Annotated in this window: 20 protein-coding genes; 14 read left to right on the forward strand and 6 right to left on the reverse strand. The window is 59.0% G+C overall.

Annotation, left to right across the window (positions count from 1 at the left end; genetic code table 11):
• Window positions 1-5: 5 nt before the first annotated feature.
• The 13 genes from ehuB (at window position 6) to H4W29_RS26015 (ending at window position 13,687) form a co-directional block, all read left to right on the forward strand.
• On the forward strand, window positions 6-857 hold the full coding sequence (gene ehuB / locus H4W29_RS25955; protein WP_192731706.1) for an ectoine/hydroxyectoine ABC transporter substrate-binding protein EhuB: 852 nt from the start codon (window positions 6-8) through the stop codon (window positions 855-857).
• A 58-nt stretch (window positions 858-915) separates the two neighbouring features.
• A complete protein-coding gene (gene ehuC, locus H4W29_RS25960) occupies window positions 916-1,581 on the forward strand; it encodes an ectoine/hydroxyectoine ABC transporter permease subunit EhuC (RefSeq protein ID WP_192731707.1) in 666 nt (221 codons plus the stop codon).
• 13 nt (window positions 1,582-1,594) lie between these two features.
• Window positions 1,595-2,287, forward strand: coding sequence for an ectoine/hydroxyectoine ABC transporter permease subunit EhuD (gene ehuD / locus H4W29_RS25965; protein WP_192731708.1), 693 nt, complete (start codon window positions 1,595-1,597; stop codon window positions 2,285-2,287).
• Window positions 2,284-3,063 (forward strand): ectoine/hydroxyectoine ABC transporter ATP-binding protein EhuA, encoded by a 780-nt coding sequence (gene ehuA / locus H4W29_RS25970; RefSeq protein WP_192731709.1) that lies wholly within the window; start codon window positions 2,284-2,286, stop codon window positions 3,061-3,063. Before ehuD ends, ehuA begins: the two co-directional genes overlap by 4 nt.
• 609 nt (window positions 3,064-3,672) lie before the next feature.
• Window positions 3,673-4,095 carry a ParB N-terminal domain-containing protein gene (locus H4W29_RS25975; protein WP_192731710.1) on the forward strand — a complete coding sequence of 141 codons (423 nt, stop codon included), beginning with the start codon at window positions 3,673-3,675 and terminating at the stop codon, window positions 4,093-4,095.
• Window positions 4,092-5,453 carry a Y4yA family PLP-dependent enzyme gene (locus tag H4W29_RS25980; RefSeq protein ID WP_192731711.1) on the forward strand — a complete coding sequence of 454 codons (1,362 nt, stop codon included), beginning with the start codon at window positions 4,092-4,094 and terminating at the stop codon, window positions 5,451-5,453. Before H4W29_RS25975 ends, H4W29_RS25980 begins: the two co-directional genes overlap by 4 nt.
• An 11-nt stretch (window positions 5,454-5,464) precedes the next feature.
• A complete protein-coding gene (locus tag H4W29_RS25985) occupies window positions 5,465-6,475 on the forward strand; it encodes a cysteine synthase family protein (protein WP_192731712.1) in 1,011 nt (336 codons plus the stop codon).
• Complete coding sequence (locus tag H4W29_RS25990; RefSeq protein WP_192731713.1) at window positions 6,472-7,614, forward strand: NAD/NADP octopine/nopaline dehydrogenase family protein; 1,143 nt, start codon at window positions 6,472-6,474, stop codon at window positions 7,612-7,614. The genes H4W29_RS25985 and H4W29_RS25990 overlap by 4 nt, the downstream gene beginning before the upstream one ends.
• The gene (locus tag H4W29_RS25995) at window positions 7,611-9,491 is read left to right on the forward strand and encodes an IucA/IucC family protein (protein ID WP_192731714.1); all 1,881 of its coding nucleotides are present in this window, start codon (window positions 7,611-7,613) and stop codon (window positions 9,489-9,491) included. The genes H4W29_RS25990 and H4W29_RS25995 overlap by 4 nt, the downstream gene beginning before the upstream one ends.
• On the forward strand, window positions 9,488-10,720 hold the full coding sequence (locus H4W29_RS26000; protein ID WP_192731715.1) for an MFS transporter: 1,233 nt from the start codon (window positions 9,488-9,490) through the stop codon (window positions 10,718-10,720). The genes H4W29_RS25995 and H4W29_RS26000 overlap by 4 nt, the downstream gene beginning before the upstream one ends.
• Window positions 10,717-11,877, forward strand: a complete 1,161-nt coding sequence (locus H4W29_RS26005; protein ID WP_192731716.1) for an ABC transporter substrate-binding protein — start codon at window positions 10,717-10,719, stop codon at window positions 11,875-11,877. Before H4W29_RS26000 ends, H4W29_RS26005 begins: the two co-directional genes overlap by 4 nt.
• Window positions 11,874-12,941, forward strand: coding sequence for a FecCD family ABC transporter permease (locus H4W29_RS26010; RefSeq protein WP_210332370.1), 1,068 nt, complete (start codon window positions 11,874-11,876; stop codon window positions 12,939-12,941). The genes H4W29_RS26005 and H4W29_RS26010 overlap by 4 nt, the downstream gene beginning before the upstream one ends.
• Entirely contained in the window at window positions 12,935-13,687 is a 753-nt protein-coding gene (locus H4W29_RS26015) for an ABC transporter ATP-binding protein (protein ID WP_192731717.1), read from the forward strand. The genes H4W29_RS26010 and H4W29_RS26015 overlap by 7 nt, the downstream gene beginning before the upstream one ends.
• 27 nt (window positions 13,688-13,714) lie before the next feature.
• Here the strand turns inward: H4W29_RS26015 and H4W29_RS26020 are convergent, their stop codons facing one another.
• The 6 genes from H4W29_RS26020 to H4W29_RS26045 all read right to left on the reverse strand — a co-directional run bounded on the left by H4W29_RS26020 (window position 13,715) and on the right by H4W29_RS26045 (window position 22,108).
• On the reverse strand, window positions 13,715-15,859 hold the full coding sequence (locus H4W29_RS26020; protein WP_192731718.1) for a TonB-dependent receptor: 2,145 nt from the start codon (window positions 15,857-15,859) through the stop codon (window positions 13,715-13,717).
• A 369-nt stretch (window positions 15,860-16,228) separates the two neighbouring features.
• On the reverse strand, window positions 16,229-17,659 hold the full coding sequence (locus H4W29_RS26025) for an aldehyde dehydrogenase family protein (RefSeq protein ID WP_210332371.1): 1,431 nt from the start codon (window positions 17,657-17,659) through the stop codon (window positions 16,229-16,231).
• 60 nt (window positions 17,660-17,719) lie between these two features.
• A complete protein-coding gene (locus H4W29_RS26030; RefSeq protein ID WP_246517465.1) occupies window positions 17,720-18,643 on the reverse strand; it encodes a 2-hydroxyacid dehydrogenase in 924 nt (307 codons plus the stop codon).
• Between the two features lie 35 nt (window positions 18,644-18,678).
• Entirely contained in the window at window positions 18,679-19,404 is a 726-nt protein-coding gene (locus H4W29_RS26035; protein WP_192731720.1) for a ribonuclease activity regulator RraA, read from the reverse strand.
• Window positions 19,405-19,448: 44 nt separating this feature from the next.
• Complete coding sequence (gene araD, locus H4W29_RS26040; RefSeq protein WP_192731721.1) at window positions 19,449-21,179, reverse strand: L-arabinonate dehydratase; 1,731 nt, start codon at window positions 21,177-21,179, stop codon at window positions 19,449-19,451.
• A 224-nt stretch (window positions 21,180-21,403) separates the two neighbouring features.
• The gene (locus H4W29_RS26045; RefSeq protein WP_192732801.1) at window positions 21,404-22,108 is read right to left on the reverse strand and encodes a GntR family transcriptional regulator; all 705 of its coding nucleotides are present in this window, start codon (window positions 22,106-22,108) and stop codon (window positions 21,404-21,406) included.
• 117 nt (window positions 22,109-22,225) lie between these two features.
• Between H4W29_RS26045 and H4W29_RS26050 the strand changes: the two genes are divergently transcribed.
• Window positions 22,226-22,945 carry a FadR/GntR family transcriptional regulator gene (locus H4W29_RS26050; RefSeq protein ID WP_192732802.1) on the forward strand — a complete coding sequence of 240 codons (720 nt, stop codon included), beginning with the start codon at window positions 22,226-22,228 and terminating at the stop codon, window positions 22,943-22,945.
• Window positions 22,946-22,966 lie beyond the last annotated feature (21 nt).

Raw genomic sequence — 22,966 nt, forward strand, 5'->3', positions numbered from 1 at the left:
TTCGAATGCACATCTCAAAGACCATTTGCCTGTCTACACTTGCGCTCGGCATCGGCATCACGTCGGCCAGCGCGCTGACCGTCGAAGAAGCCAAGAAGCAGGGATTTATCCGCGCCGCGACAGCAAACGAGGTACCCTACTCGTATATGCAGCCGGACGGAACCTCTGCCGGTATCGGCCCCGACGTCGCCAATGCGGTCCTGAAATCCATGGGTATCGAGGAGGTCAATTGGACCGTGACGCCCTTCGGCACGCTCATTCCCGGTCTCAAGGCCCGTCGCTTCGATTTTGCCGCCGCCGAGCAGAACATATCGCCCGAGCGCTGCAAGCAGGTCGCCTTCACCAAGCCCAATTCGTCTTACGGTGAGGGACTGCTGGTCAAGAAGGGCAATCCGAAGGGCCTGACGACCTATGGCGACATCGCAAAAGACCCATCCTTGAAGGTCGCCGTCGTTTCCGGCGCAAACAATGTCGACTTCCTGCGTGCTGTCGGCGTCAAGGACGAACAGATCGTCTTCATTCCGGCGAATGCCGATGCGATCCCGACCGTACAGAGCCGGGTCGATGCCTATGCGGCGACCGAATTGACCGTTTCCGAACTCGCCAAGGGACAGGCCAATGTCGAGCAGGTCGCCCCGTTCAAGGATCCGATCGTCAAGGGTGCCCCGGTCCGCAACTACGGCGGCTTTGCCTTCCGTCCGGAAGACAAGGAATTGCGCGACGCGTTCAACACTGCGCTCGTCGCGTTCCGAAAGACGGAGGACTACAAGAAGATCCTCATGAAGTATGGTCTGTCGGAACAGAGCATTGCGGCGGCTGCCGAAAAGAACGTCGCCGATCTCTGCGCCGGGAAGTAACAAAAAGCGCCCGGTCCCGGACTGGGCGCCACCTGCTTTCATTCGGAGAGATTGCCAGATGAGCTGGACAGCCTATCTGCCGATGCTTTGGCAAGGCGCTACCGTGACGATGACGATCACTTTGGCAGCGATCGTCTGCGGCGCGGCGCTCGCCTTCTTTTTCGGCATCCTGCGCGTCGAGGGAGGACCGATCCTGTCGGCCGTCGCGCTCTGCTATACGGAAGTGTTTCGCGGAACCTCGCTGTTCGTCCAGCTGTTCTGGTTCTATTACGCGCTGCCGCTGGTCGGTCTGAGTTTCGATCCGATCACCACCGGCATACTGGTATTGGCCGCCCATGTCGGCGGCTATGGCGCAGAAATCGTTCGAGGGGCGCTCGTATCGGTCTCCGTGCAGCAGCTGGAAGCCGCCAGGGCATTGAATTTCAGCCGTGCCCAGACCCTCTTTCGCATTTCGCTGCCACAAGCCATCGTCGAAATGATGCCGGCCTTCGGAAACCTCGCCATCGAAACCCTGAAACTGTCCTCGCTGGTCTCGTTGATCTCGATCGCCGATCTCACCTTCGCGGCCCAATCCATCCGCAACATCACGCTGGACAGCGCAAGCATCTATTCGATCACGCTCGTGTGCTATTTCGCCATGTCGCTCGTGCTGATGGCAGCCGTACGCATGATCGAGCATTTCGTGCGGCGCGGCGACGTCTTCCCGCGCTCGGCTCATTCGTGAGGACCTTACGGCTATGATGTATGGTTACGAATGGGACACGACAAGCTGGGTCACCTACACGACATCGATCCTGCCAATCATTCTGATTGGCTTGACCGTCACGTTGAAGGCGGCAGCCGCTGGGTTCGCGATTGCGCTGGTGCTCGGCCTGGTGTTCGCTCTCCTACGCCGCAGCCACGTCAGGGTAATCTCCTGGACGACAGCCTTCGTCGTCGAGTTCCTGCGCGATACGCCGCTTCTGGTGCAGCTGTTCTTCCTCTATTATGTACTGCCCGATTTCGGAATCGTGCTGCCGGCCTTTCTCACCGGTGCCCTGGCACTCGCTCTGCAATATGCGGCCTACACGTCGGAGGTCTATCGCGGTGGCATCGAAGCCGTGCATCACGGCCAGTGGGAAGCGGCAACCGCGCTCAATATGACGCGCATGCAGACCTATCGCGACATCGTCCTGCCCCAGGCCATTCCGCGAATCGTGCCTGCCATGGGCAATTATCTCGTGGCCATGATCAAGGAAACCCCGGTTCTATCGGTGGTCACGGTTCTTGAGATGATGGGGCTTGCCAATATGATCGGCGAGCGCACCTTCGAATATCTCGTGCCGCTGACGCTTGTCGGCCTGATCTTCCTTCTGCTGACGCTGATCTGCTCGGCAGGCCTCCACCGCTTGCAGAAAGCTCTTCCAAAGGCAGGAATACCCTTGCGATGACCGACAATATCCATCCGCCCATCATCGAGTTTTCCGATGTCACTAAGCGCTTCGGCATTCTGACAGTGCTTGACCACTTCAATTTCAGCGTCGCAAAGGGTGAGAAAGTCACGCTTATCGGACCGTCAGGTTCGGGCAAATCGACGGTCCTGCGCATTCTCATGACACTCGAACCGTTCCAGGACGGCAAGCTGACGCTTGCTGGTACGTCCTACCACGAGCAGGGTGGCAAGGGCCGGTTCCATGCCTCGGAAAAACATCTGCGCCAGATCCGCAATCATGTCGGCATGGTCTTCCAGAGCTTCAATCTCTTTCCTCACATGACGGTTCTTCGCAACGTCGTCGAGGCGCCGGTGCGGGTGCTCGGAATGGCGCGCGCGGAAGCCGAGGCGCGTGCGCTGGAGCTGCTGCGGATGGTGGGACTGGCGGATAAGAAGGATCACTATCCGGTCCAGCTTTCCGGCGGGCAGCAGCAGCGTGTGGCAATCGCCCGTGCGCTTGCGATGCGCCCACGCGTTCTGCTTTTCGATGAACCGACATCGGCGCTCGATCCGCAGCTGGTGGGCGAAGTGCTTTCCGTCATCCGCGCACTGGCGCATGAACATGAACTGACCATGCTGCTTGTCACCCATGAGATGCGCTTTGCCCGAGAGGTGTCGGATCGCGTCTGCTTTTTCGACAAGGGCCGCATCTGCGAACAGGGTGCGCCGGAACAGATATTCGGTTCGCCGCAAGCAGATAGGACGCGCGAATTTCTGTCGTCGGTTTTAGGATAACGAGAAAATCAAGCGGCGAAAGACTTGGGTGGAAAGTCTAGAAATAGAGCGGTTGGATAAGAGCGCTTGATGAGATCTGAACCGGCGACCACGCTACTCGCGATCGAACTAGGGTGCCGACGCAGTCCGGTCCTCGACCTTAAGCCGCGATCGAGCTCATACCGATTATTCGCGACTAATCTAAAGACCTTTCTGCTTAGTTTCCCCTCTTGCCGCGGTTGAATTGGACGCCGAGCCAATGCGAGAGGTCTCCGAGCGCCTCCAAATATCTGAACCGTCTGACTGACTAGAAACGGAAGGCTGGGTCTTCGTCACGAACACAGCCCTCCGCGACAGACATGGGCTCTTTAATTTTGGAACAACGCTAGCGTTGATCCAATTCAACATCTTCAGCTAATTGTGACCACGCCTTCGTATTCATGCCCTGATGCCACCCCTCGGTCGAACGACTCTGAGGGTCAACTCTCAGCAAAAATCGCCAGGTAAAATGAAAACCCTTCGTTGACAGAATTGTCATGATCGCGTTAAGGGTGCGATATAACATGAGTACAAGCATCAAGTTTTAGGCGCAGTTTTAGTGAAATAAGACAACGAAAGGTAGCCAATATCATGACGCTTCATTTGCTATCCCCGCATAAGTTGATTCCAACCGAGGAGACCGATGCAGGCAGGGTCGATGAAGTTCATGATTTAATTTTCACCGCCGGCTGCTGGACTGTCCCGATCACGGTGGAGAAGGACGCGCTTTTCGTGATGGACGGGCATCACCGTTTGGAAGTGGCGCTCCGGCTTGGGCTGCGTGCTGTTCCAGCCGTTCTCCTCGACTACAGGAGCGTACGCGTCGAGGCCTGGAGGGCCGGTGAGACGATCACGCCAGCCGACATTTATAACATCGCCCGCAGCCGACAAAAATTTCCGATCAAAACCACCCGGCACATTTTCTTGGACGATCTTCCGGCGTGCAATGTGAGCCTCGACGATCTTCGGCAGTGGTACGAGCCTCTCGATCATTCGGAGAGGCTCGCCGGATGACTTCGCATATCATCCCGATCACGGGAGCGGAATTATCTCCGATTCTCTCTCCTCTTGCCGCTGACATTCTGACCTCGGGCTCGCCACTCCTGCACAAATGGATCGAAGAGCACGGGTCTCCGCTTCACCTCGTGCTTCCGTCGGAGCTCAAGGCAAATGTCGACGCCCTGCGCCACGTTCTCGACGATCGGGGAGTTGAACACGCGATCTATTATGGTTCGAAAGTCAATAAATCCTCCGGCCTGATGCAAGCCGCGCTCGCGGCAGGCTCAGGCATCGACGTGTCGAGCGTTTACGAGCTTCGTGACGCTGTCAAACTTGGAGCTCAAGGTCACGACATTGTGGCGACCGGTCCGGCAAAAACTGCACAATTTCACGACGAACTCGTCCGCATCCGGGCTCTTGTCTCCGTGGACAGTCCGGAGGAGCTGACAGACATATCGAGACGGTTGCCGCCAGAGGCCAAGCAACCTGTCCTTTTTCGACTGCAACCGAAAGGTCATGAGAAAAGCCGCTTTGGCATGGCTGCCGACACGGTGCGAGCATGCCTTTCACGCATCGCTGCCGATAATCGCTTCCGGCTCGACGGCATACATTTCCATTTGAGCGGATATCGCTGGCAGGATCGGGCGGTAGCGTTTGAGGAGGCTGCCAAGCTGATCGAGGAGGCCCGGACGATCGGATTTTCTCCGGCAATGATCGATATCGGCGGCGGATTGCCGGTCCAATATGTGTCCGAGGCGGCATGGGAAGACCATCTGCAGCGCCTAGGCGCCGATGATTACCGCACAGGCAAAGTTCCGGTGTCCTTTTATCCCTACGGCGGTCCGCAATCGGCGGCAGCGTGGCTTCGTTGTTTTTTGGGCGCTTTGTTGTCGTCGGGCCAAACGATCGAAGACTATCTCAGGCAGCACGAGCTAACGCTCGCAATGGAGCCGGGGCGCTCTCTTGTAGACCTGGCGGCGATTTCAGCCTTCCGTATAACCCGGGTGAAGGATCTCGGAGGCGCAAATGGCGTGATCTTCGTCGAAGGCAGCAGTTTCAGCGCCTGCGAGACCTGGTTTGCGTCCGAATTCATGGTGGATCCCATCCTGCTGGGCCGGAGCGACCGGGCTCCTGCAGGTGGGTCCTTCCGGGCTTACATCGCCGGTCATAGCTGCCTTGATGAAGACGTCCTGAGCAATCGCTGGCTTGCCTTCCCCCACGTTCCCGAGGCTGGAGACGTTCTCGTCTGGGCCAATACGGGCGGCTATCAGATGGATCTCCTGGAAAATGAGTTTCATCGGCACCCGATGCCTAAGCGGGTGTGCGTAACAAAGAGCGCAGCCGGCGAAATATCGATCTATCCCGATAACTAGGAGAGAACATCATGCTTCCTACGAATGTCACCCAATTGATTGGGCGCACCCCGGTCATGTCGATCGAGATCCCGAGCCGAAATTCCAAACTGGTGCTGAAGATAGAAAAGAACAATCCCGGCGGTTCCATGAAGGACCGCATGGCGCGCAGCATGGTCGTGGCGGCCTTGCAGGATGGCCGGCTTGCTGCGGGAGGCACGATTGTCGAATCGTCCTCGGGAAACACCGGCATCGGCCTGGCGCTGGCGGCGGTTGAGTTTGGGTTGAACTTCATTGCCGTCGTGGATCATCATGCCGCTCCGGACAAGATCCGCATGATGCGGGCGATCGGCGCCGAAATCCGTTATGTGGAGGGAGATTTCAAGGAAGACGAAGTGGCCGTCGTCGCCAGACAAAGACTGGCAGCACAGCTCGGAGCGCAACTGCCAGGCGCCCTGTTCATGAACCAGTCCGACAACCCTGCCAATCCCGAAGGTTACGCCGGTTATGTTGATGAACTGATGGAGCAGCTTCCCGACGGCATCGATGCTTTCGTGGGATGCGTCGGCACGGGCGGATCGATGACCGGCATTTCGCGGCGGCTCAAGCAGCTCTTACCGGCGATCCGTACGATTGCCGTGGAGCCTGCGGGCTCCATCGTGTTCGGACAACCTGGACATCCCTATTACCAGTCCGGAACCGGCACGCCGGCCGGCGACGAAGTCGGCAAGGTCCTTGACTATGGCTGCATTGATGAGGGCGTGCAGGTTACCGATCAGCAGGCATTCGAGACGGCGCGTTACATTGCGCGTCGCAAGGCACTGCTCGTTGGCGGCTCGACCGGCGGGGCGATCTACAAGGCTCTCGAATTCATAGCTTCAGGGAAGTTGCACGGTACTGTCGTGACGACCGTAGCCGACGGAGGAGAAAAATATCTCGGCTCGGTCTTCGACGACGACTGGATGGCAAAGCGCGGCCTGTTCGACCCGTCCGTCGCCGCCCAGCTTGATGCGTGGCTTTTCGGACAGGCACGCGCTGCATGAAGGTCACGATATGCGGGGCCGGGCGAACCGGCCATCTGAATGCCGTCCTGTTCAAGCAACAGGACGGCGTGGAAGTGTCCGTTCTGACATCGTCAGCCGAGCTCGCCGGGAAGTGGGCGAGCGGACAGCAGGTCTGGCGGGTGAATTTGTCCGATGGCAGCCTTCTGGAGGGACGGATCGATCATGTCGGTACCGACCCTCGCATGGCGCTTGCGGGTGCGGACCTGGTCGTTGTGACGCAACCTGCCCAGGCGCGTCCGGCGCTCGTCCAGCAGATCGCCCCTCATCTGCCGGACAACAAGCGTGTCTTCGTCGGAGCCATTCCAGGATTTTGCGGGTTCGACTGGCTCGCCGAGACTGCATTCGGCGGTCGCGATAATGTTGTCATCTGGGGAATGAAGGACGTCCCCCATACCGCCTACAATCTGGTTGCGGGCAACGAAGTGCGGATGGGTGGTGCAAAGGCTCAGCTCTATGCGGCGCTTCATCGCCGCGAAGCGGCAGCCGCAAAGGAAGAGTTGTCGGATTTGCTCGGCTGGCTGTACGAAGCGCCGATCAGTATCCTCGACGATTATCTCGAGATTACGCTGACGCCAGGCAATGCATTGATGCATCCGGCTGTCCTATACGGGCTGGTTGGTCCCGGTTCCCCATGGGAGAGACGCCCCTTCGATGAGCCGATCTGCTGGTGGAGCGATTGCCCACGCACCGGCGCGGACATGCTGGAAGCGTGCGATGCCGAAAATCAGGCGCTCAAGCACGCAGCCGAAAGGCGGCTCAAGGTCGATCTGGCAAGCGTAAAGCCGCTTCGGCAGGAGTTGATCGAGGCCTATGGCGACCAGATCGGCGATGACAGCACCATGTATTCCCTGCTGAGAACCAACAGCGCCTACGCCGGAATCCGTGCGCCGCTCGTTGCCAACCCGGATGGACCGGGTCTGGTGATCGATCGGGAAAGCCGCGCCTTTCATGAAGACATCGCCTTCGGTCAGGCCCTCCTCCTGGAAATGGCCAAGCGCCTGGATGTGCCGGTGCCCGCTATCGAAACGACCTATCATTGGGCGCGAGCCTATCACGGCAATCTACCGCAGCCACCTCTGAATTTTGTGCCCGTGACATGGGCCGAGGCAATCGGATGAATGAAAATATCGTGACATCTTGCGCGGGCGGAAGCGATACGCTCGACCCGCAATTCCACCAGCAGGCAAGACGCAATGCTCTTGCACGCCTCGTGCGATGCCTGCTTGCCGAACGCATTCTCAATCCCGATGCCCTGCTGTGGTCCGAAGACGGGAGACAAGCATGGCTTCCGCTATGGTCCGCCAGAAAGGTACTCCATTTTAAAGACCTGCGGCGCCTGCCGGCCAATACGATGCTGAACCGCGGCGTGATCGAAGTCATCGACGACAACGGCAGGCGTCGACGACTGGATGGGCCCGCGGATCTGGTTGTTGAAAGTTCGGCAGACTGGTCGGTCGAACCGGCCTCGGACGGGATCGCTCGCCTGCTCGCCGATATCGACAACAGCATGCAGAACGACGCGCTGATCCGTCGTCACCGAGAAAACTGGATTGAATCCCTGAACCGGGAAATAGCTGATGACAGCGACACCGGCCTCATTTCCCATCTTCAGCGCACACGCCCTGTCCATCAGGCGGCCATGGTGCTGGACCAGTGGGGATCCTTGGAAGGACATCCATTTTACCCGACCTGGAAATCGAAGCCCGGCCTCTCGGCGCGGGAGGTCGAGGCCCTGTCGCCGGAGTTCGGCGCACGCGTCAATCTGCGCATAGCTGCCCTGCGACAGGACTGGGCCTATGTCGAGATGATGCCCCACGTCGACAGCTATAACGACTGGTTCCGCGACAATTATCCGCAACTTTGGCACGCGTGGGAAAGCGCTCTGGCAGAAAAAGGGCAAACGCCGGCGGACTGGCTGCCCTTGCCGATCCATGCCTGGCACCTGGAACATTTTGTCCGCCGTGAATTTGCAGACGAGATCGCTTCCGGTGTGCTTCTGGTCGATGGACCGGAGATTGCCACAATCCCATCCATGTCCTTTCGCACGATGTTGCCGGACCTGGAAGAGGCAAGACCGTTTATCAAGCTGCCCGTCGCAGTCTGGATGACGAGCGAAATGCGGACTTTGCAGGCAAAGTCCATTCACATGGGGCCGAGGCTCAGCACCCTAATCTCCGACATTCTCGCTGCGGATGAAGCCATTGGCAGCAACCTGGAGTTTTTCCGCGAAGAGCTGGGTGCGATCCTCCACCATCCTGAAACAGGCGACGAACATCCGGGCCGTTTTCTCTCGGTCGTCTATCGCGAAGTCGACGCCATTTCGCGCAAAGACGGCCTGATACCCGTCACGGCGGCCGCCTTGTTGGCTGCAAGTCCCGTCGATGGTCGGCCGCTGATCTGCGAACTGATCGCACGCATGGGCAACGATCGGCCAGCGGCCGCTGAGTTCTTTCGCAGCTATGTCGCGGTCGTTCTGGGGCCAACGATCGCCATGTATCTTTTGTATGGCATCGCTTTCGAGGCTCACCAGCAGAACAGCACGGTCCTCTTCGATCCGTCAGGGCGCCCGCAGCGGCTGATCATTCGAGACTTCGGTGATGGCCGGAGCTTCGCCCCCCTGTTCGAGGCCCGAGGATATCAGCTGAAGCCCTTCAGCCGCGCCGGTATCTTGCCGACCACCTTCAATGACGACATCGCCCTTGTTCGGTCGTTCGTCATCGATGCCTGCTTCGTTTGCCATCTCCATGAAGTGGCGCTTTGCCTGAACGAACATTTCGGGCTCAGCGAAGCATGGGCGATCCTGCGGCAAGAGACCGAAGATGCTTTTGATCGGATACGGTCCCGCATGCTGTCGGACGCGTTCTGGCTCGAAGAGCGGGAGGCGTTTCTTAATCGCCCCTGGCCGACACGGTCTGTCTTGCGCATGCATCTCGAGCGGTATCGCGACTACCGCCTGGAGCACGAACTGCCAAACCCGCTGACAGAGACGCCATGATTGGGACTATCGCGGTGATCCGGGGCTTCGGGCCGGTCTTTGCTATTCTTTTCGGCCTGCAATTCATCTCCATGGGTGCCATGGAGATGAGCGGTCCATTCTGGCCGCTGCGCATCGAGGAATTGTCGTCGTCAGGCGGAATCTTCGCATTGGCTGGAATCGGCGTCTATGTGTGCCCAATGATCGGCGTCTCTCTTACCAGCGCCCTGTGGGGAAGGATGGGTGACCGGTACGGCAACCGCCTGATGATGGTCAGAGCGCTTGCCGGGCTTGCCGTCACCCAGATCCTCGTTTCCTTTGCTCAGGACGTCTGGCTGATCCTGCTTCTGCGATTTCTGCAGGGATGTTGCGCAGGCTATATCGCGCCGGCCCAAGCCTATGGCATCCAGATTACGGGCGGCCGCAATCGCGGCGTGCTTCTGACTTGGCTGCAGGTGGCCACCAATGTCGGTTCGCTCGGTGGCGCGTTCCTCGGCGGCCTCATCCTCGACGCATCCTCCTTCACGACGATCAACCTGACAGCGGGTCTCATCTGCGGCGTCTGCGCCGTCGCTGCCTGGATGATCTTACCTCGGCCTACGGCAGAAACGAGCGGAGCCGGTCGAGGCCAGGCTCGTCAAAATCAAGCATTCACGGGGCAGGCTACGGCACCTGTCTGGGGCCTGTTCGCACTGATGGGTATGATGCTTGCCAGTCGAATGGCCTTGCAGGTGCCTTTCGCGCTGTACATGACTGAGGTCTTTCGAGCCCCTCACTGGGTCACCGGCTTCAGCTACGGCCTTCTGGCGCTCGGCTTTGTCGTGGCAGCGCCGCTCTGGGCGCAATTTTTCAATGACCGTTCGGCAAGCTTCACCCTCGGCTGGATGATCCTGATTGCTGGTGGATGCGCTTTGCTCACCATTCTTGCCGGCCTGACCCGTTCTGTCGAATATTTCGCCGTGATCTATCTGCTCTGGGGCAGCCTGTTGGGTGGTACGACACCCATTCTCGTGGCGCTGATTTCCGCAGCGACAGCCGATGGTCGTCAGGGCTCGGTGCTAGGCACTGCCCAGTCCTGGCAGCAGATCGCATCAGTGGCGGGGATAGCCATCGGAGCTGGCACTACCCAGATATTCGGACTTACAAGCGTTTTCCCTCTCGTGTCGCTGCTCTACGCAGCATCCCTGTCCGTTGCCGTCGGCCTGTGGTTTTCCGCCCGCCTGTGCTCACCTGTTGGAGATTCCCTGTGACCTGCCTTCGCATCCACGCGTTTGTGATACTCCTGTTGCTGACGCCGCTCGCCGCGCTCTCTGCTCGCGCAGAAGATGACGCGGTTCCGCAAACGACGATCACCGTCAAGGATATCGCCGGGCGCGACGTGCAAATTAAGGTGCCCGTCCGCCGGATGCTGCTCGGAGAAGGCAGACAGCTCTATCTGGTCGCATCGCTCGACAGAGAGGATCCGCTGCAACGCATCGTCGCATGGCGTAACGATCTGATCGAAGCCGATCCCGCGACCTACAAGCAATATCTCGACAAATTCCCCGAGCTCGCGAAATTGCCGACCTTCAAGGGAAATGAAGGAAGTCTGATCGATATCGAATCCGCGATCGTGAAGAAACCCGACGTAGTTCTCCTGAACCTGGAAGCCAAACAGGCCAATGAAGACGCTCAGTATATTGAGAAACTCGCCTCTCTCGACATACCAGTCCTCTATATCGATTTCAGGCACTATCCGCTTCAGAATACCGACCCCACCATCCGGCTGCTCGGCAAGATCATGGGACGCGAGGAGCGAGCCGAAGACGTGATCGCATTCCGCAAACAAGCCATGGCTCGGGTCGAGGATGTGCTTGCCAAGACGAAGCCGGAGCGTCCGAAGGTTTTCATCGAGCGCATCGGTGGATATACGGAGGACTGCTGCCTTTCATTCGGCGCCGAGAATTTCGGCAAGTATGTCGATCTGGCAGGTGGGCACAATATCGGCAGCGATTTTCTGCCTTCGACATTCGGGCAGCTCAGTCCCGAGCAGGTGGTCGTTTCCAATCCCGATCATGTCATTGTCACCAGCGCCGATTGGCAGGCCTACGTGCCTGGCGGCCGCTGGATTCCGGTCGGCCCAAATGCAGATCTGGATGCCTCGAGGAAGAAGCTCGAATGGTACACGATGCGGGATGCTTATGCAGGGACAACGGCGCAGACGAAGCGCAATTTCCACGCCATCTGGCACCAGTTTTACAACAGCCCCTATGAATTTATCGCGGTCCAATGGATTGCAAAGTGGCTTCACCCCGATCTCTTCACCGATCTCGACCCGGACAAGACGTTCGCTGAATATCACAAGCGCTTCCTGCCGATCGCCTATCAACCCGGCTACGCCGTCAGCCTCGATGCCCAAGCACAATGACCGAAACCCAGACAGCCATGGGCCACGGTAACGCGGTCGGCCGCTATCGCCTGGCAAACCTCAGGAAACATCTTGTGCTTTGTCTGCTGCTTATAGCCGTAGTCCTTGTGTTTCTCGCCGATATTGTCACCGGTCCAGCCTGGTACGGACTGGACGATGTGCTGAAGACCGTGCTGATGCCTGCGGATGCGCAGCCCCAGATGCGTGTTGTGATTTGGTCCATCCGGATGCCCTCAGCCCTCATGGCTATTGTCGTCGGAATGGCGTTGGCAACGGCCGGCGTTCAGATGCAGACGGTACTTAACAACCCGCTCGCGAGCCCGTTCACTCTCGGAATTTCGTCTGCAGCAAGCTTCGGCGCGGCGCTCGCTCTCGCTTTCGGCCTGTCCTTCATTCCGGTCGCCGGCGAATATATCGTTGCGGTCAATGCCTTTATCATGGCGCTCGGATCCGCCCTCATCATCCATTCCGTGGGATTGCGCCGGGGAAGCTCGGTCCAAACGATCGTGTTGCTTGGCATCGCGCTGGTGTTCAGCTTCAATACGGCATTGGCGATGGTTCAGTATTTTGCAAACGATCAGGCTGTTGCCGCCATCGTGTTCTGGACGATGGGCAGCTTGACCAAGGCAACCTGGCCGAAGCTTGCCGTGACAGTCGTCGTCCTGGTTCTCACCATTCCCATCTTCGTCTATCGACGCTGGCAGTTGACGGCACTTCGGCTCGGAGAGGCTCGCGCGGCATCCTTCGGAATCCCGGTTCGTCGCCTTCGGCTGGAAACGCTCGTGCTCATATCGCTCCTGTCGTCCATCCCGGTGGCATTTGTCGGAACGATCGGCTTTGTCGGACTTGTGGCGCCACACATCGCGCGGATGCTTGTCGGTGAGGATCAGCGGCACTTGCTTCCTGCCAGCGCCATGATCGGAGCCTTGATCATGTCATCCAGTTCCACGGTGGCGAAAGTTCTCGTGCCGGGCGCGGTTTTGCCGATCGGCGTCATCACCGCCGTCATAGGCCTGCCGATCTTCTTTTATCTCATCCTGAAGGGGGGGCGGGAAACGTGGTAGTACTCAGCACAAAAGCGTTGGGGGCGGTTTACGGCACGCGGCCTGTCCTCAGCGAGGTATCGTTGCCTCCATGCCACGGAGGAGAAATCATCGCGCTGATCGGAGCCAATGCGGCTGGTAAGTCAACGCTTCTGCGTCGTATAGCCGGCATTCTTCCGGGTGCCGGAGAATGTCGGCTGTCCGGCGTCGACGATCGCGAAACGGCGATCGCTTACATGCCGCAGGATCAGGTGAGCGGAGCGGCGTTGACCGTCTTCGAAGCCGTGCTTTTGGCGCGCAAGCAGACTAGCGGCTGGAAGCTGGCTGATGCAGATCTCCATGAGGTCGAGCGAGCATTGGCCGCCTTGCAAATCGCAAATCTCGCGTCCGAATATGTTTCGGAGTTGAGCGGCGGTCAGCGCCAGCTCGTGGCCCTTGCGCAATGCGTTGTCCGCACTCCGACGGTGCTACTTCTCGACGAGCCGACGAGCGCCCTTGATCTCCATCGTCAATTCGACGTCATGAGGCATGTCAGGTCGCTGGCGAAGGAAAAGGGACTACTCGTCATCATCGCGGTGCATGACCTGAATCTGGCGATGAAGTTTGCAGACAAGATCGCCATTCTTGCGCATGGAACATTGCATGCTTTCGGCCCGGTCACCGAAGTGCTGACGCCCGGAAATCTCGAGGCGGCATTTCGTGTGAAAAGCCGTCTCGAGACATGTTCTCAAGGCAAGCTTCACCTGATCGTCGATGATGCAGTGTGAAGCCTGCCTTGGCTACTTTCAATCGCCTCAGAAGTCTGTGGTCATCGATACCTTGAAGGTGCGCGGCGCACCCTGGGCGATCGTGCTGAAGCTGGCGACCCCAGACCAGTAGTCCTTATCGAACACGTTTTCGACGGAGGCCCGGAATGTGACGGGCCTCGTTTCGATTTCCGTCTTGTAGCGCGCGCCAAGGTCAAGCCGCGTCCAGGAAGGTATCTTCAGCGTGTTCGTCGTGTTGATATACTGTTCGCCGGTGTGAATGACATTGGCCGTCAGCGTCAGGCCTTCCAGGAAAGACGCATCCCATTCTGCCCCGATGTTCGCCTGGATCTTTGGCACGCCGATCGGGCGCTTGCCGCGGGTCGCAGCGCTTGACGTATTCGTCAGTTCACCATCCATCAGCACCAAGCCGCCAAGCAAGCGCAGATCGTCCGTGACTTCGCCAAACACGTTGAACTCAACGCCGCGATTGCGCTGTTCCCCGCCGGCGGTAAAGAGCTGGCCGCCGCCGCTTGGCTCCAACTGGCCGAAGGGCTTCTCGATCTGGAATGCGCTGACGGTCATGGCAATCTGTCCGAGGTCGATTTTGGTACCGATCTCGTATTGTGTCGTCTTGTATGGAGCGAGCGTTTCGCCCGCATTGATGGCCGTGGTGGGAGCAGTATCGCCTATGCTCAGGCCCTGCGCGTAGTTGGCATAGAAGGAAACCTCGTCCCAGGGGCGGACAACGAGGCCAAAGAGGGGCGTGACGGCGTCCTCGTCCGAAGACGATGAGACAGCGCCTGTTGTTGCATTGAAGTTCTTCGAATCGATCTGCTGGAAGCGACCGCCAAGAGTGAGCTGCACGCGCTCGTCGAGCATCGACAAGGTGTCCGACAGGCCAACGCCGGACAGCCTGGCTTCAGAGACCTTCGGCACTGAACTGGGATCGGCGACGAACTGCTCGATACGACGGACAGGGTCGTACATATTGCTCAGCTGGGCAGTTCCTGAAACGATCGCACGATCGAGGCTCTGGTGCAGATAGCTCGCCTGCAGGGTCATTGTGTGGGAGATCGGCCCCGTGTCAAACTTGGTACGGATACCCGTTTCTGCCGTCAGTCTGTCGACGTCGAACACCGCATTCTGTGGCGTGATGGTGACATCGCCGGCCGAATTCAGGATGGTCGGCAGACCAAAAAGGCGATGCACGTGAGAATTGCCGCCACCGACGGCGCCAAACCAGGTGATATCGTCGGTCAGATCATATTCGACCCTGCCCAGGACCGAGCGGTCCGCGCTTTTCGACCACTCCCACGGCTCCTGAACATTGAGCGATCCATCGGGTGCGCTTGGCACGATCAAACCGGTGGTTTGAAAGAAGGGACGCTGCGGCGCGTCAAAAGTTTCGCGCTGTCCGATCACGTCGAGTGTGGCTCGAAGATTTTCCCCTTGATAATCAAGAGCCAAGGCTCCAACGTAAAAGTCCCGTGTCTGATCATCAATCGGGGTGTCGCCACCGTGGACACTGCCGTTAAGACGAATACCGAATTGCCGTTCGTCGCCGAACCGCCGCGACACGTCGACATGAACACCGCCCTGAAAGTCGGAAGCGTAATCTGTCGTCAGCCGCGTCAGATCCTCATCGAGCGCCCGCTTCGGAACGATGTTGATGGTGCCGCCGACGGCGCTGTTGGGAGAGATTCCGTAAAGGAAAGCTGTCGGACCCTTTAGCACCTCGACCCGCTCGGCATATTCGGTGAAGACCCGGTACGTAGGGGCGATGCCATAAATCCCATCAAACGCGATTTCGCCGGCGTTGCCTTCGCCGACCGGAAAGCCTCTGATGTAGAAAGAGTCCAACATCCCCCCCGAGGAGTGGGTGTTTCTGACAGACGGATCGTTGTCCATCACCTCGCCCACGGTCTGGGCACCCTGGTCCTCGATTTTCTGAGATGTATACCCAGTCACATTAAAAGGGGTCTCCATGAAATCTCGGTTTCCCAGCGCTCCCAGGCGAGCGCCCTTGGCGACCTGACCGCCTGCATATTCTTCCGGGAGGGTTCCGATCGTGGACGTGGTGTCTTTCTTCGCGGTAATCACTATTGGTGCCAATTCGGTGGCACTCTGCCCGTATGCGGCACCGTTTGCCACAGCGCTCATAACGACTGTGCACCCCAACATAAACTTCATGTAAAAATCCCCTAACCAGTCATCGCCTGATCTCGTAAGCCGCGACCATCGGCACAAAACCGCTAAATAACATGATAAAAGATGTCAAGTTTTAATGGTATGCATATGTCCTTGAAGCCACAGGACAATCATCGTCTTGAGGGGCGGTGAGGCCGGATACGGCTTTCCTTATGCACAAACACCAAAAATGGCCGCGCCGTATGACCGCAAGCATGGGCTACAAGGCGCAGTCCAGCAGTGACGAAATTGACTGATAACACCTCAAGTCGACCGATCGGCCAAATGAGACGCACCTTGCTCTTGAAACGGAACGAACCGCCGGCCAGGAAGCTCTAGCTACAACGAATAGGACTAGATTGCGAATAAATCTCACGCCAGCGTGTACGCGGTCTTGACGGTCGTGAAGAATTCGGCGGCGTACTTGCCTTGCTCGCGCGAGCCGAAGGACGATGCCTTGCGGCCGCCAAAGGGAACGTGGAAGTCGACGCCCGCCGTCGGCAGGTTGACCATCACCATGCCGGCTTCCAAGTTGCGCTTGAAGTGCGTCGCATGCTTCAGGCTCGTCGTCGCGATACCGGCAGACAATCCGAACGGCGTGTCATTGGCAACGCTGAGCGCTTCTTCGTAATCCCTGACGCGAATGACGGAGGCGACCGGTCCGAAGATCTCTTCGCGGCTGATGCGCATCTGGTTGGTGGCTTCGGTAAACAGCGTCGGCTGCAAGTAGAAGCCCGGATTTTCGCGGGTGATGATGTCACCGCCGAAAGCGAGCTTGGCGCCTTCGCGCTTGCCGATCTCGATGTAGTCGATGTCGGTCGCCAGCTGGCGTTCGTCAACGACCGGGCCGATATGGGTGCCGGCCTTCAAGGCATCGTCGACAACCAGCGTCTTCAGCTTCTCGGTCAGGGCCGCGACGAACTTGTCATGGATGCCCTCGGTGACGATCAGGCGCGAGGAAGCGGTGCAACGCTGGCCGGTCGAGAAGAAGCCGGAATTGGCCGCGGCTTCAACAGCAACGGTGAGGTCGGCATCATCGAGAACGACCATCGGGTTCTTGCCGCCCATTTCCAGCTGGAACTTGCGGTTATGTTCAATGGAGGCAGCTGCAACGCGCTTGCCGGTGCCGGTCGAGCCGGTGAAGGTGATGGCAGCGAGATCGGCGCTGTCGAGCATGGCCTGACCGACGACCGAGCCCTTGCCCATGACGAGGTTCAGGACGCCCTTCGGCAGGCCGGCGCGATGCAGGATGTCGACGATGGCGTGGGCGCAGCCCGGAACCAGTTCGGCCGGCTTGAAGACGATGGTGTTGCCGTAGCAGAGCGCCGGCGCGATCTTCCAGGCCGGAATGGCGATCGGGAAGTTCCAGGGCGTGATGATGCCGACAACGCCGACGGCTTCGCGAGTAATTTCGACGCCGATATTCGGGCGAACCGACGGCAGTACTTCGCCTGCAAGGCGCAGGGCTTCACCGGCAAAGAAGTCGAAGATCTGGCCGGCGCGGATGGTTTCGCCGATGGCTTCCGGAAGCGTCTTGCCCTCTTCGCGGGCGAGCAGGCGGCCAAGCTCTTCCTTGCGGGCCATGATCTCATCGGACGTCTTCTTCAGGATCGCATGGCGTTCCAGAATGCCCGAGCGCGACCAGGCCGGGAAGGCCTGCTTGGCACCGGCGATTGCAGTCGTCGCATCGCTGAAGCTCGCCCGGGCATAGAGCCCGACGACATCCTTCGTATTCGAAGGGTTTATGTTCTCGATAGCGTCTTCGCCAGCAACCCATTCGCCGGCAATCAGGTTCTTGTACATGCTGATTTTCCTTCAGAAGGCGCCTGTCGCGGCGTCGAAAAGCGACCGTTCAGCCCATCATCATCGATTGGAAAAATGCTCCAGCAGCGCCTCGACCAGCCGGTCGCCCATCTGCTGGCGCGTTTCGCGCGTGCCGCTGCCCATATGGGGAGAGAGCACGACACGTGGGTCTTTCCGCAGCGCTTCCGGCACATGCGGCTCCTTGCCGAAGACATCGAGACCCGCCCCGGCTATGCCGTCGCGCGCCAGCGTCGAGATCAGCGCCGGTTCGTTGACGATGGTGCCGCGGGATATGTTGACCAGAAAGCCATCCGGGCCGAGGGCATCGAGCACACTTTGATCGATGAGACCAATTGTTTCCGGCATTGCGGGGCAGGTCACGATCAGCAGGTCCGCCCAAGCTGCAAGTTCCGTGGCCGTCTGGAAATAGGCCACATCCACCGGCTTCTTGCGGGGCCCTTGATAGGCGACCGTCGCGCCCGTTGCCTGCAGACGTTTGGCAACGGCGGAGCCGATATGCCCGAGACCAATGATGCCTGTTTTCAGTGACCGCAGGGAGCGGCCAAGCGGAAACGTGCCACCATTCTCCCAACTGCCATCCCGAACGAAATCATGACCACGAACCGTACCGCGGGTTACGGAGACAGCAAGCGCCACAGCGAGATCGGCGACATCTTCCGCAAGGATTTTCGAAGTGTTGTGTACCGCAATGCCCCGCGCGCGTGCCGCCTCCACATCAATGCCGTCGAGGCCTGCGCTGTAGCTGGAAATGATTTCCAGCGCCGGCATGGCGTCGAGCATCGCCTTGTCGATATGGGCGTGGCGCACTGCAATACCGCGGATTTTCGATCCCTGCTCGGCAAGGAGGCGCATGCCCTCATCATGGTCTTTTGGAAAGTGGATGATGTCGAATGCTTCGTGGAGCTCCCTCTCTGTCTTTTCCGGGAGGTGAGCCGCCTGAAGAATGGTGATGTCCTTGTGCATGTGATCCGCCATGTCTTTGAGAATTTGGGAAGGTCTTACCGTCCTTTGACCTGACGCCATGCGGCAAAATCGACCTTCGTCTGTTCTTTCGTCGGTGGGTAAAGGCCGATGATCGAGCGACCTTTCAGCACTTCCTCAGTCACGAAATCCTCAAACGCGGTCATTTCCACAGCCTCATCGGCAATCTCGTCGGCTATACCTGCAGGCACGATGATCACGCCTTCCCGGTCACCGACAACAACGTCGCCGGGCCAGACAGCGACATCACCGCAGGCGATCGGCACGTTGATATCGAGTGCCTGATGCAGGGTCAGATTGGTCGGTGCGGAGGGGCGGCTATGATAGGCGGGCATGTCGAGTTCGCCGATCTCTGGGCTGTCACGAAAACCGCCATCGGTCACGACGCCGGCCACGCCGCGCACCATCAGCCGCGAGACGAGGATGGAGCCGGCAGAGGCCGCACGCGCATCCTTACGGCTATCCATGACCAGCACCGAACCGGGCGGGCACTGCTCGACGGCGGCGCGCTGCGGATGCTCCGGGTTCTGGAAGACGGAGAGCTGGTTCAGGTCTTCGCGGGCCGGAATGTAGCGGAGTGTGAAGGCCTGGCCGACCATGTTCTTCGCCTTGGGCGCAACGGGGCGCACATCTTGAATGAACTGGTTGCGCAGACCGCGCTTGAACAGTGCCGTACACAGCGTCGCGGTGCTGACGGTTTCGTATTTCTGGCGGGTGGCATCGGAAAGGGTGTAAGCAGTCATGGTTCCTCCAATCAGAAATGTAGGCTGGCCGAAAACGCCGGTAATCAGAAAATGTCGGGCTCACCGGCGGACTTGCCGAATTCGGTTTTCAGGAAATCGAAATCGCAGCCCTCGTCGGCCTGGGTGATGTGCTGGGAAAACATCCAGCCGTAGCCGCGCTCGAACTTGTCGGCGGGTGCGACCCATTCGGCTCGACGCTTTGCCAGGGTTTCCTCGTCCACCAGCATGTCGATCGAACGGTTCGGCACATCGACGCGGATGATGTCGCCGGTCCGAACCAAAGCGAGCGGACCGCCGACGTGGGATTCCGGTGCAACATGCAGGATGCAGGCGCCGTAGCTCGTGCCGCTCATGCGCGAGTCGGAAATGCGCAGCATGTCGCGGATGCCCTGCTTGATCAGCTTCTTCGGGATCGGCAGCATGCCCCATTCTGGCATGCCCGGGCCGCCTTTCGGGCCCGCATTGCGCAACACCAAGATGTGGTCGGCCGTGACATCGAGGTTTTCGTCCTCCACGGCCTTCTTCATCTCCGGATAGCTGTCGAAAACGAGCGCCGGACCTTGATGCACCCGCAGACGCTCCTCGCAGGCCGATGGCTTGATGACGCAGCCGTTCGGCGCAAGGTTGCCGCGCAACACCGCAAGCGAGCCCTCGTGATAGATCGGGTTCGACAGCGGCCGGATGACGTCGTCGTTATAGACTTCTGCGCCTTCCAATGTGTCCCCCAGCTTGAAGCCGCTCACCGTCATGACATCGAGATCGAGCTTGTCCTTCATCTGCGCCATCAGTGCACGCAGGCCGCCGGCATAGTAGAAATCCTCCATCAGGTATTGTTTGCCAGAGGGGCGGATATTGGCGATGACCGGCGTCGTGCGGCCGGCCGCATCCAGCTCGTCGAGGGTCAGCGGCACACCGGCGCGACGCGCCATGGCGATCAGGTGCACGACGGCATTGGTGGAACAGCCCGTGGCCATAGCGACGGCGACGGCGTTGTCGACGGACTGGCGATTGATGATCCTGTCCGGCGTCAGGTCTTCCAACACCATGTCGACGATGCGGCGACCGCAGCGGGTGGACATGCGAATGTGGTTGGCGTCGGCGGCCGGGATCGAGCTTGCGCCCGGCAGCGTCAGGCCCATGGATTCGGCGATTGCCGTCATCGTGCTTGCCGTACCGAAGGTCATGCAGTGGCCATAGGAGCGGGCGATGCCCTCTTCCACCCCGGTCCATTGTTCGTCGGTAATCGTTCCGGCTCGGCGCTCGTCCCAGTATTTCCAGGCATCAGAACCAGAGCCCAGATATTCGCCCTTGTAATTGCCGCGCAGCATCGGGCCAGCCGGCAGGAAGATCATGGGAAAGCCTGCACTGATGGCACCCATGACAAGGGCCGGCGTGGTCTTGTCGCAGCCACCCATCAGCACAACGCCGTCGACCGGGTGTCCGCGCAGCAACTCCTCGGCCTCCATGGCGAGGAAGTTGCGATAAAGCATGGTCGTCGGTTTCAGCGAGCTTTCCGAGAGCGACTGCACCGGCAGCTCGACCGGAAAACCTCCTCCTTGCAGGACACCACGTTTCACATCCTCGACCCGGTGCTTGAAATGCGCATGACAGGGGTTGAGATCGGACCAGGTATTGAGGATCGCGATGATCGGCTTCTTGCCCCAGTCTTTCTCGTCATAGCCCATCTGCATCAGGCGAGAGCGATGGCCTGAAGAGCGGAGATCATCGGGAGCAAACCATCTCGCGCTTCGCAGCGCACTCACTGTCTTGGACATGGGTATTTCCTGTGCATGTTCTTGCCTTGCTTTCAGGATTAGCACAGGCGGAAGGCAACGGCAATACACTAATGCATTAGTGTATGAACCAAATTAAGTGCACCTTCCTCCGCAAGACAACCGGCTGAAAGGCATGACACGAGTGATGCGAAACTAAAAGCCAGGCGCAGCAGCGCTACGAACTAGGGCCGTCCCATAAACATGAACAAGGTGAACGACGGCAATCACTCGACCTGAACGAAATCCGGATAGCGCTCGACAATACTGGAAACCATGGAAAGAGTGCCGGAGAGATGCACCTTCATCGCCTCCTCGGCTCTGTCCGGATCGCCCGCAGCCAGCCCCTCGATGATGGCATCATGATTATCGACAACTCGCCCTTTGCCGACATTCGGCAAGTTGAGTCGGCGAAGCCGGTCGATATGACCGCTGTGGCGCCGCACCACCGGCCACACATCTTCAAGCCCGGCCTCTTCATACAAGATGTAATGGAAAGCGCGGTCATGCCGCAGGAAATCACCGTACTCATCCGACGACACGAGCGTCTTAAGCTGCGCGTTGGCACTGATCAGGCGATCGATGAAACGCCGGTCCTGCTTGGAAGCAAGTTCGTGGACGATCTCCTGCTCGACGGCACGCCGCATGAAATGCGATTGCCTTGCAAGATTGATATCGATCTTGGAAACGAGCGTTGCATACTGCGGATAGACCGTGACCAGCCCCTCTTCCTCCAACCGCATCAGAGCATCGCGAACCGGCGTCTGGCTAAGACCGAACTGCTTCTGCAACTCTACCCGGGATAGTGGGGTGCCGGGCGCGAGTTCCAGTTCTAGAATTTTTTCGCGGAGATATTCAACGATCTGCGGGGCGATTTGGCGCGTGCGGTCCAATCCGGTACGATGCTTGGCGAGGGGCAGATCAGAAGTCACAGACGTCTTCCTTTTCAAATCGTCTTTGACTGTTTTAATGCATTAATGCTTTAGTGAAAAGCAGCTCGCTTGACTTGTGAAACCGACGGTAGAAAGCACGCCTCCTTGTCTGACGATATGAACCCTATAGCAGACATACCTGAAATGAGACCCTCCAGCTATGCCGATCAGGTCTATGGTCATGTTTTGCAGGACATTTTGAAAGGCGTTTTTCCGCCAGGCAGCCGGTTGCCATCAGAAAGCGATCTTTCCGACCGGTTCGGCGTCTCCCGCCCCGTCATCCGGGATGCGCTGGCACGCCTGCGGCTGGATGGCCTCGTGGAAGCCCGGCGCGGCAGTGGCACCTATGTTCTGACCACGCCATCACGCAGTCTGCCGGATCTGGCCGATCTCACCGATATCTCGCGTTTCCTGCGTTATCAGGAACTGCGGTTCTGCGTCGAAGGCAATGCCGCGGCCCTTGCTGCCGAGCGGCGCACGGACAAGGCGCTCGGCGACATCATCGAAGCCCACGAGCAGTTTTCCAGCCAGGTCGCCCGCGGCCTGTTCCTGCCGGAAAGCGACCGCCGCTTTCACCTGTCGATCGCGGAGGCAACCGGCAACGAGTTTTTCAGCATGGCGCTCGAAGGCCCGAACGTTTCGCTCAGCAGCTTCATGAACGTGTCGCTGTCGCTGACCCGCTCGGGATCGCCGGCCCGCGCCCGCAAGGTTATCTGCGAACACGCCGATATCGTCGAAGCGATCCGCAACAAGGACCCCATCTGGGCCCGGGTGGCCATGGAAAGCCATATTCTCCAGGCACGCCGGCGCATGACGAATGGCGATCTCGACCCTTGAAAGCGGATATGTAATTTTTAT

It is taken from the genome of Rhizobium viscosum (genome assembly GCF_014873945.1).
Classification (GTDB): Bacteria; Pseudomonadota; Alphaproteobacteria; order Rhizobiales; family Rhizobiaceae; genus Rhizobium; species Rhizobium viscosum.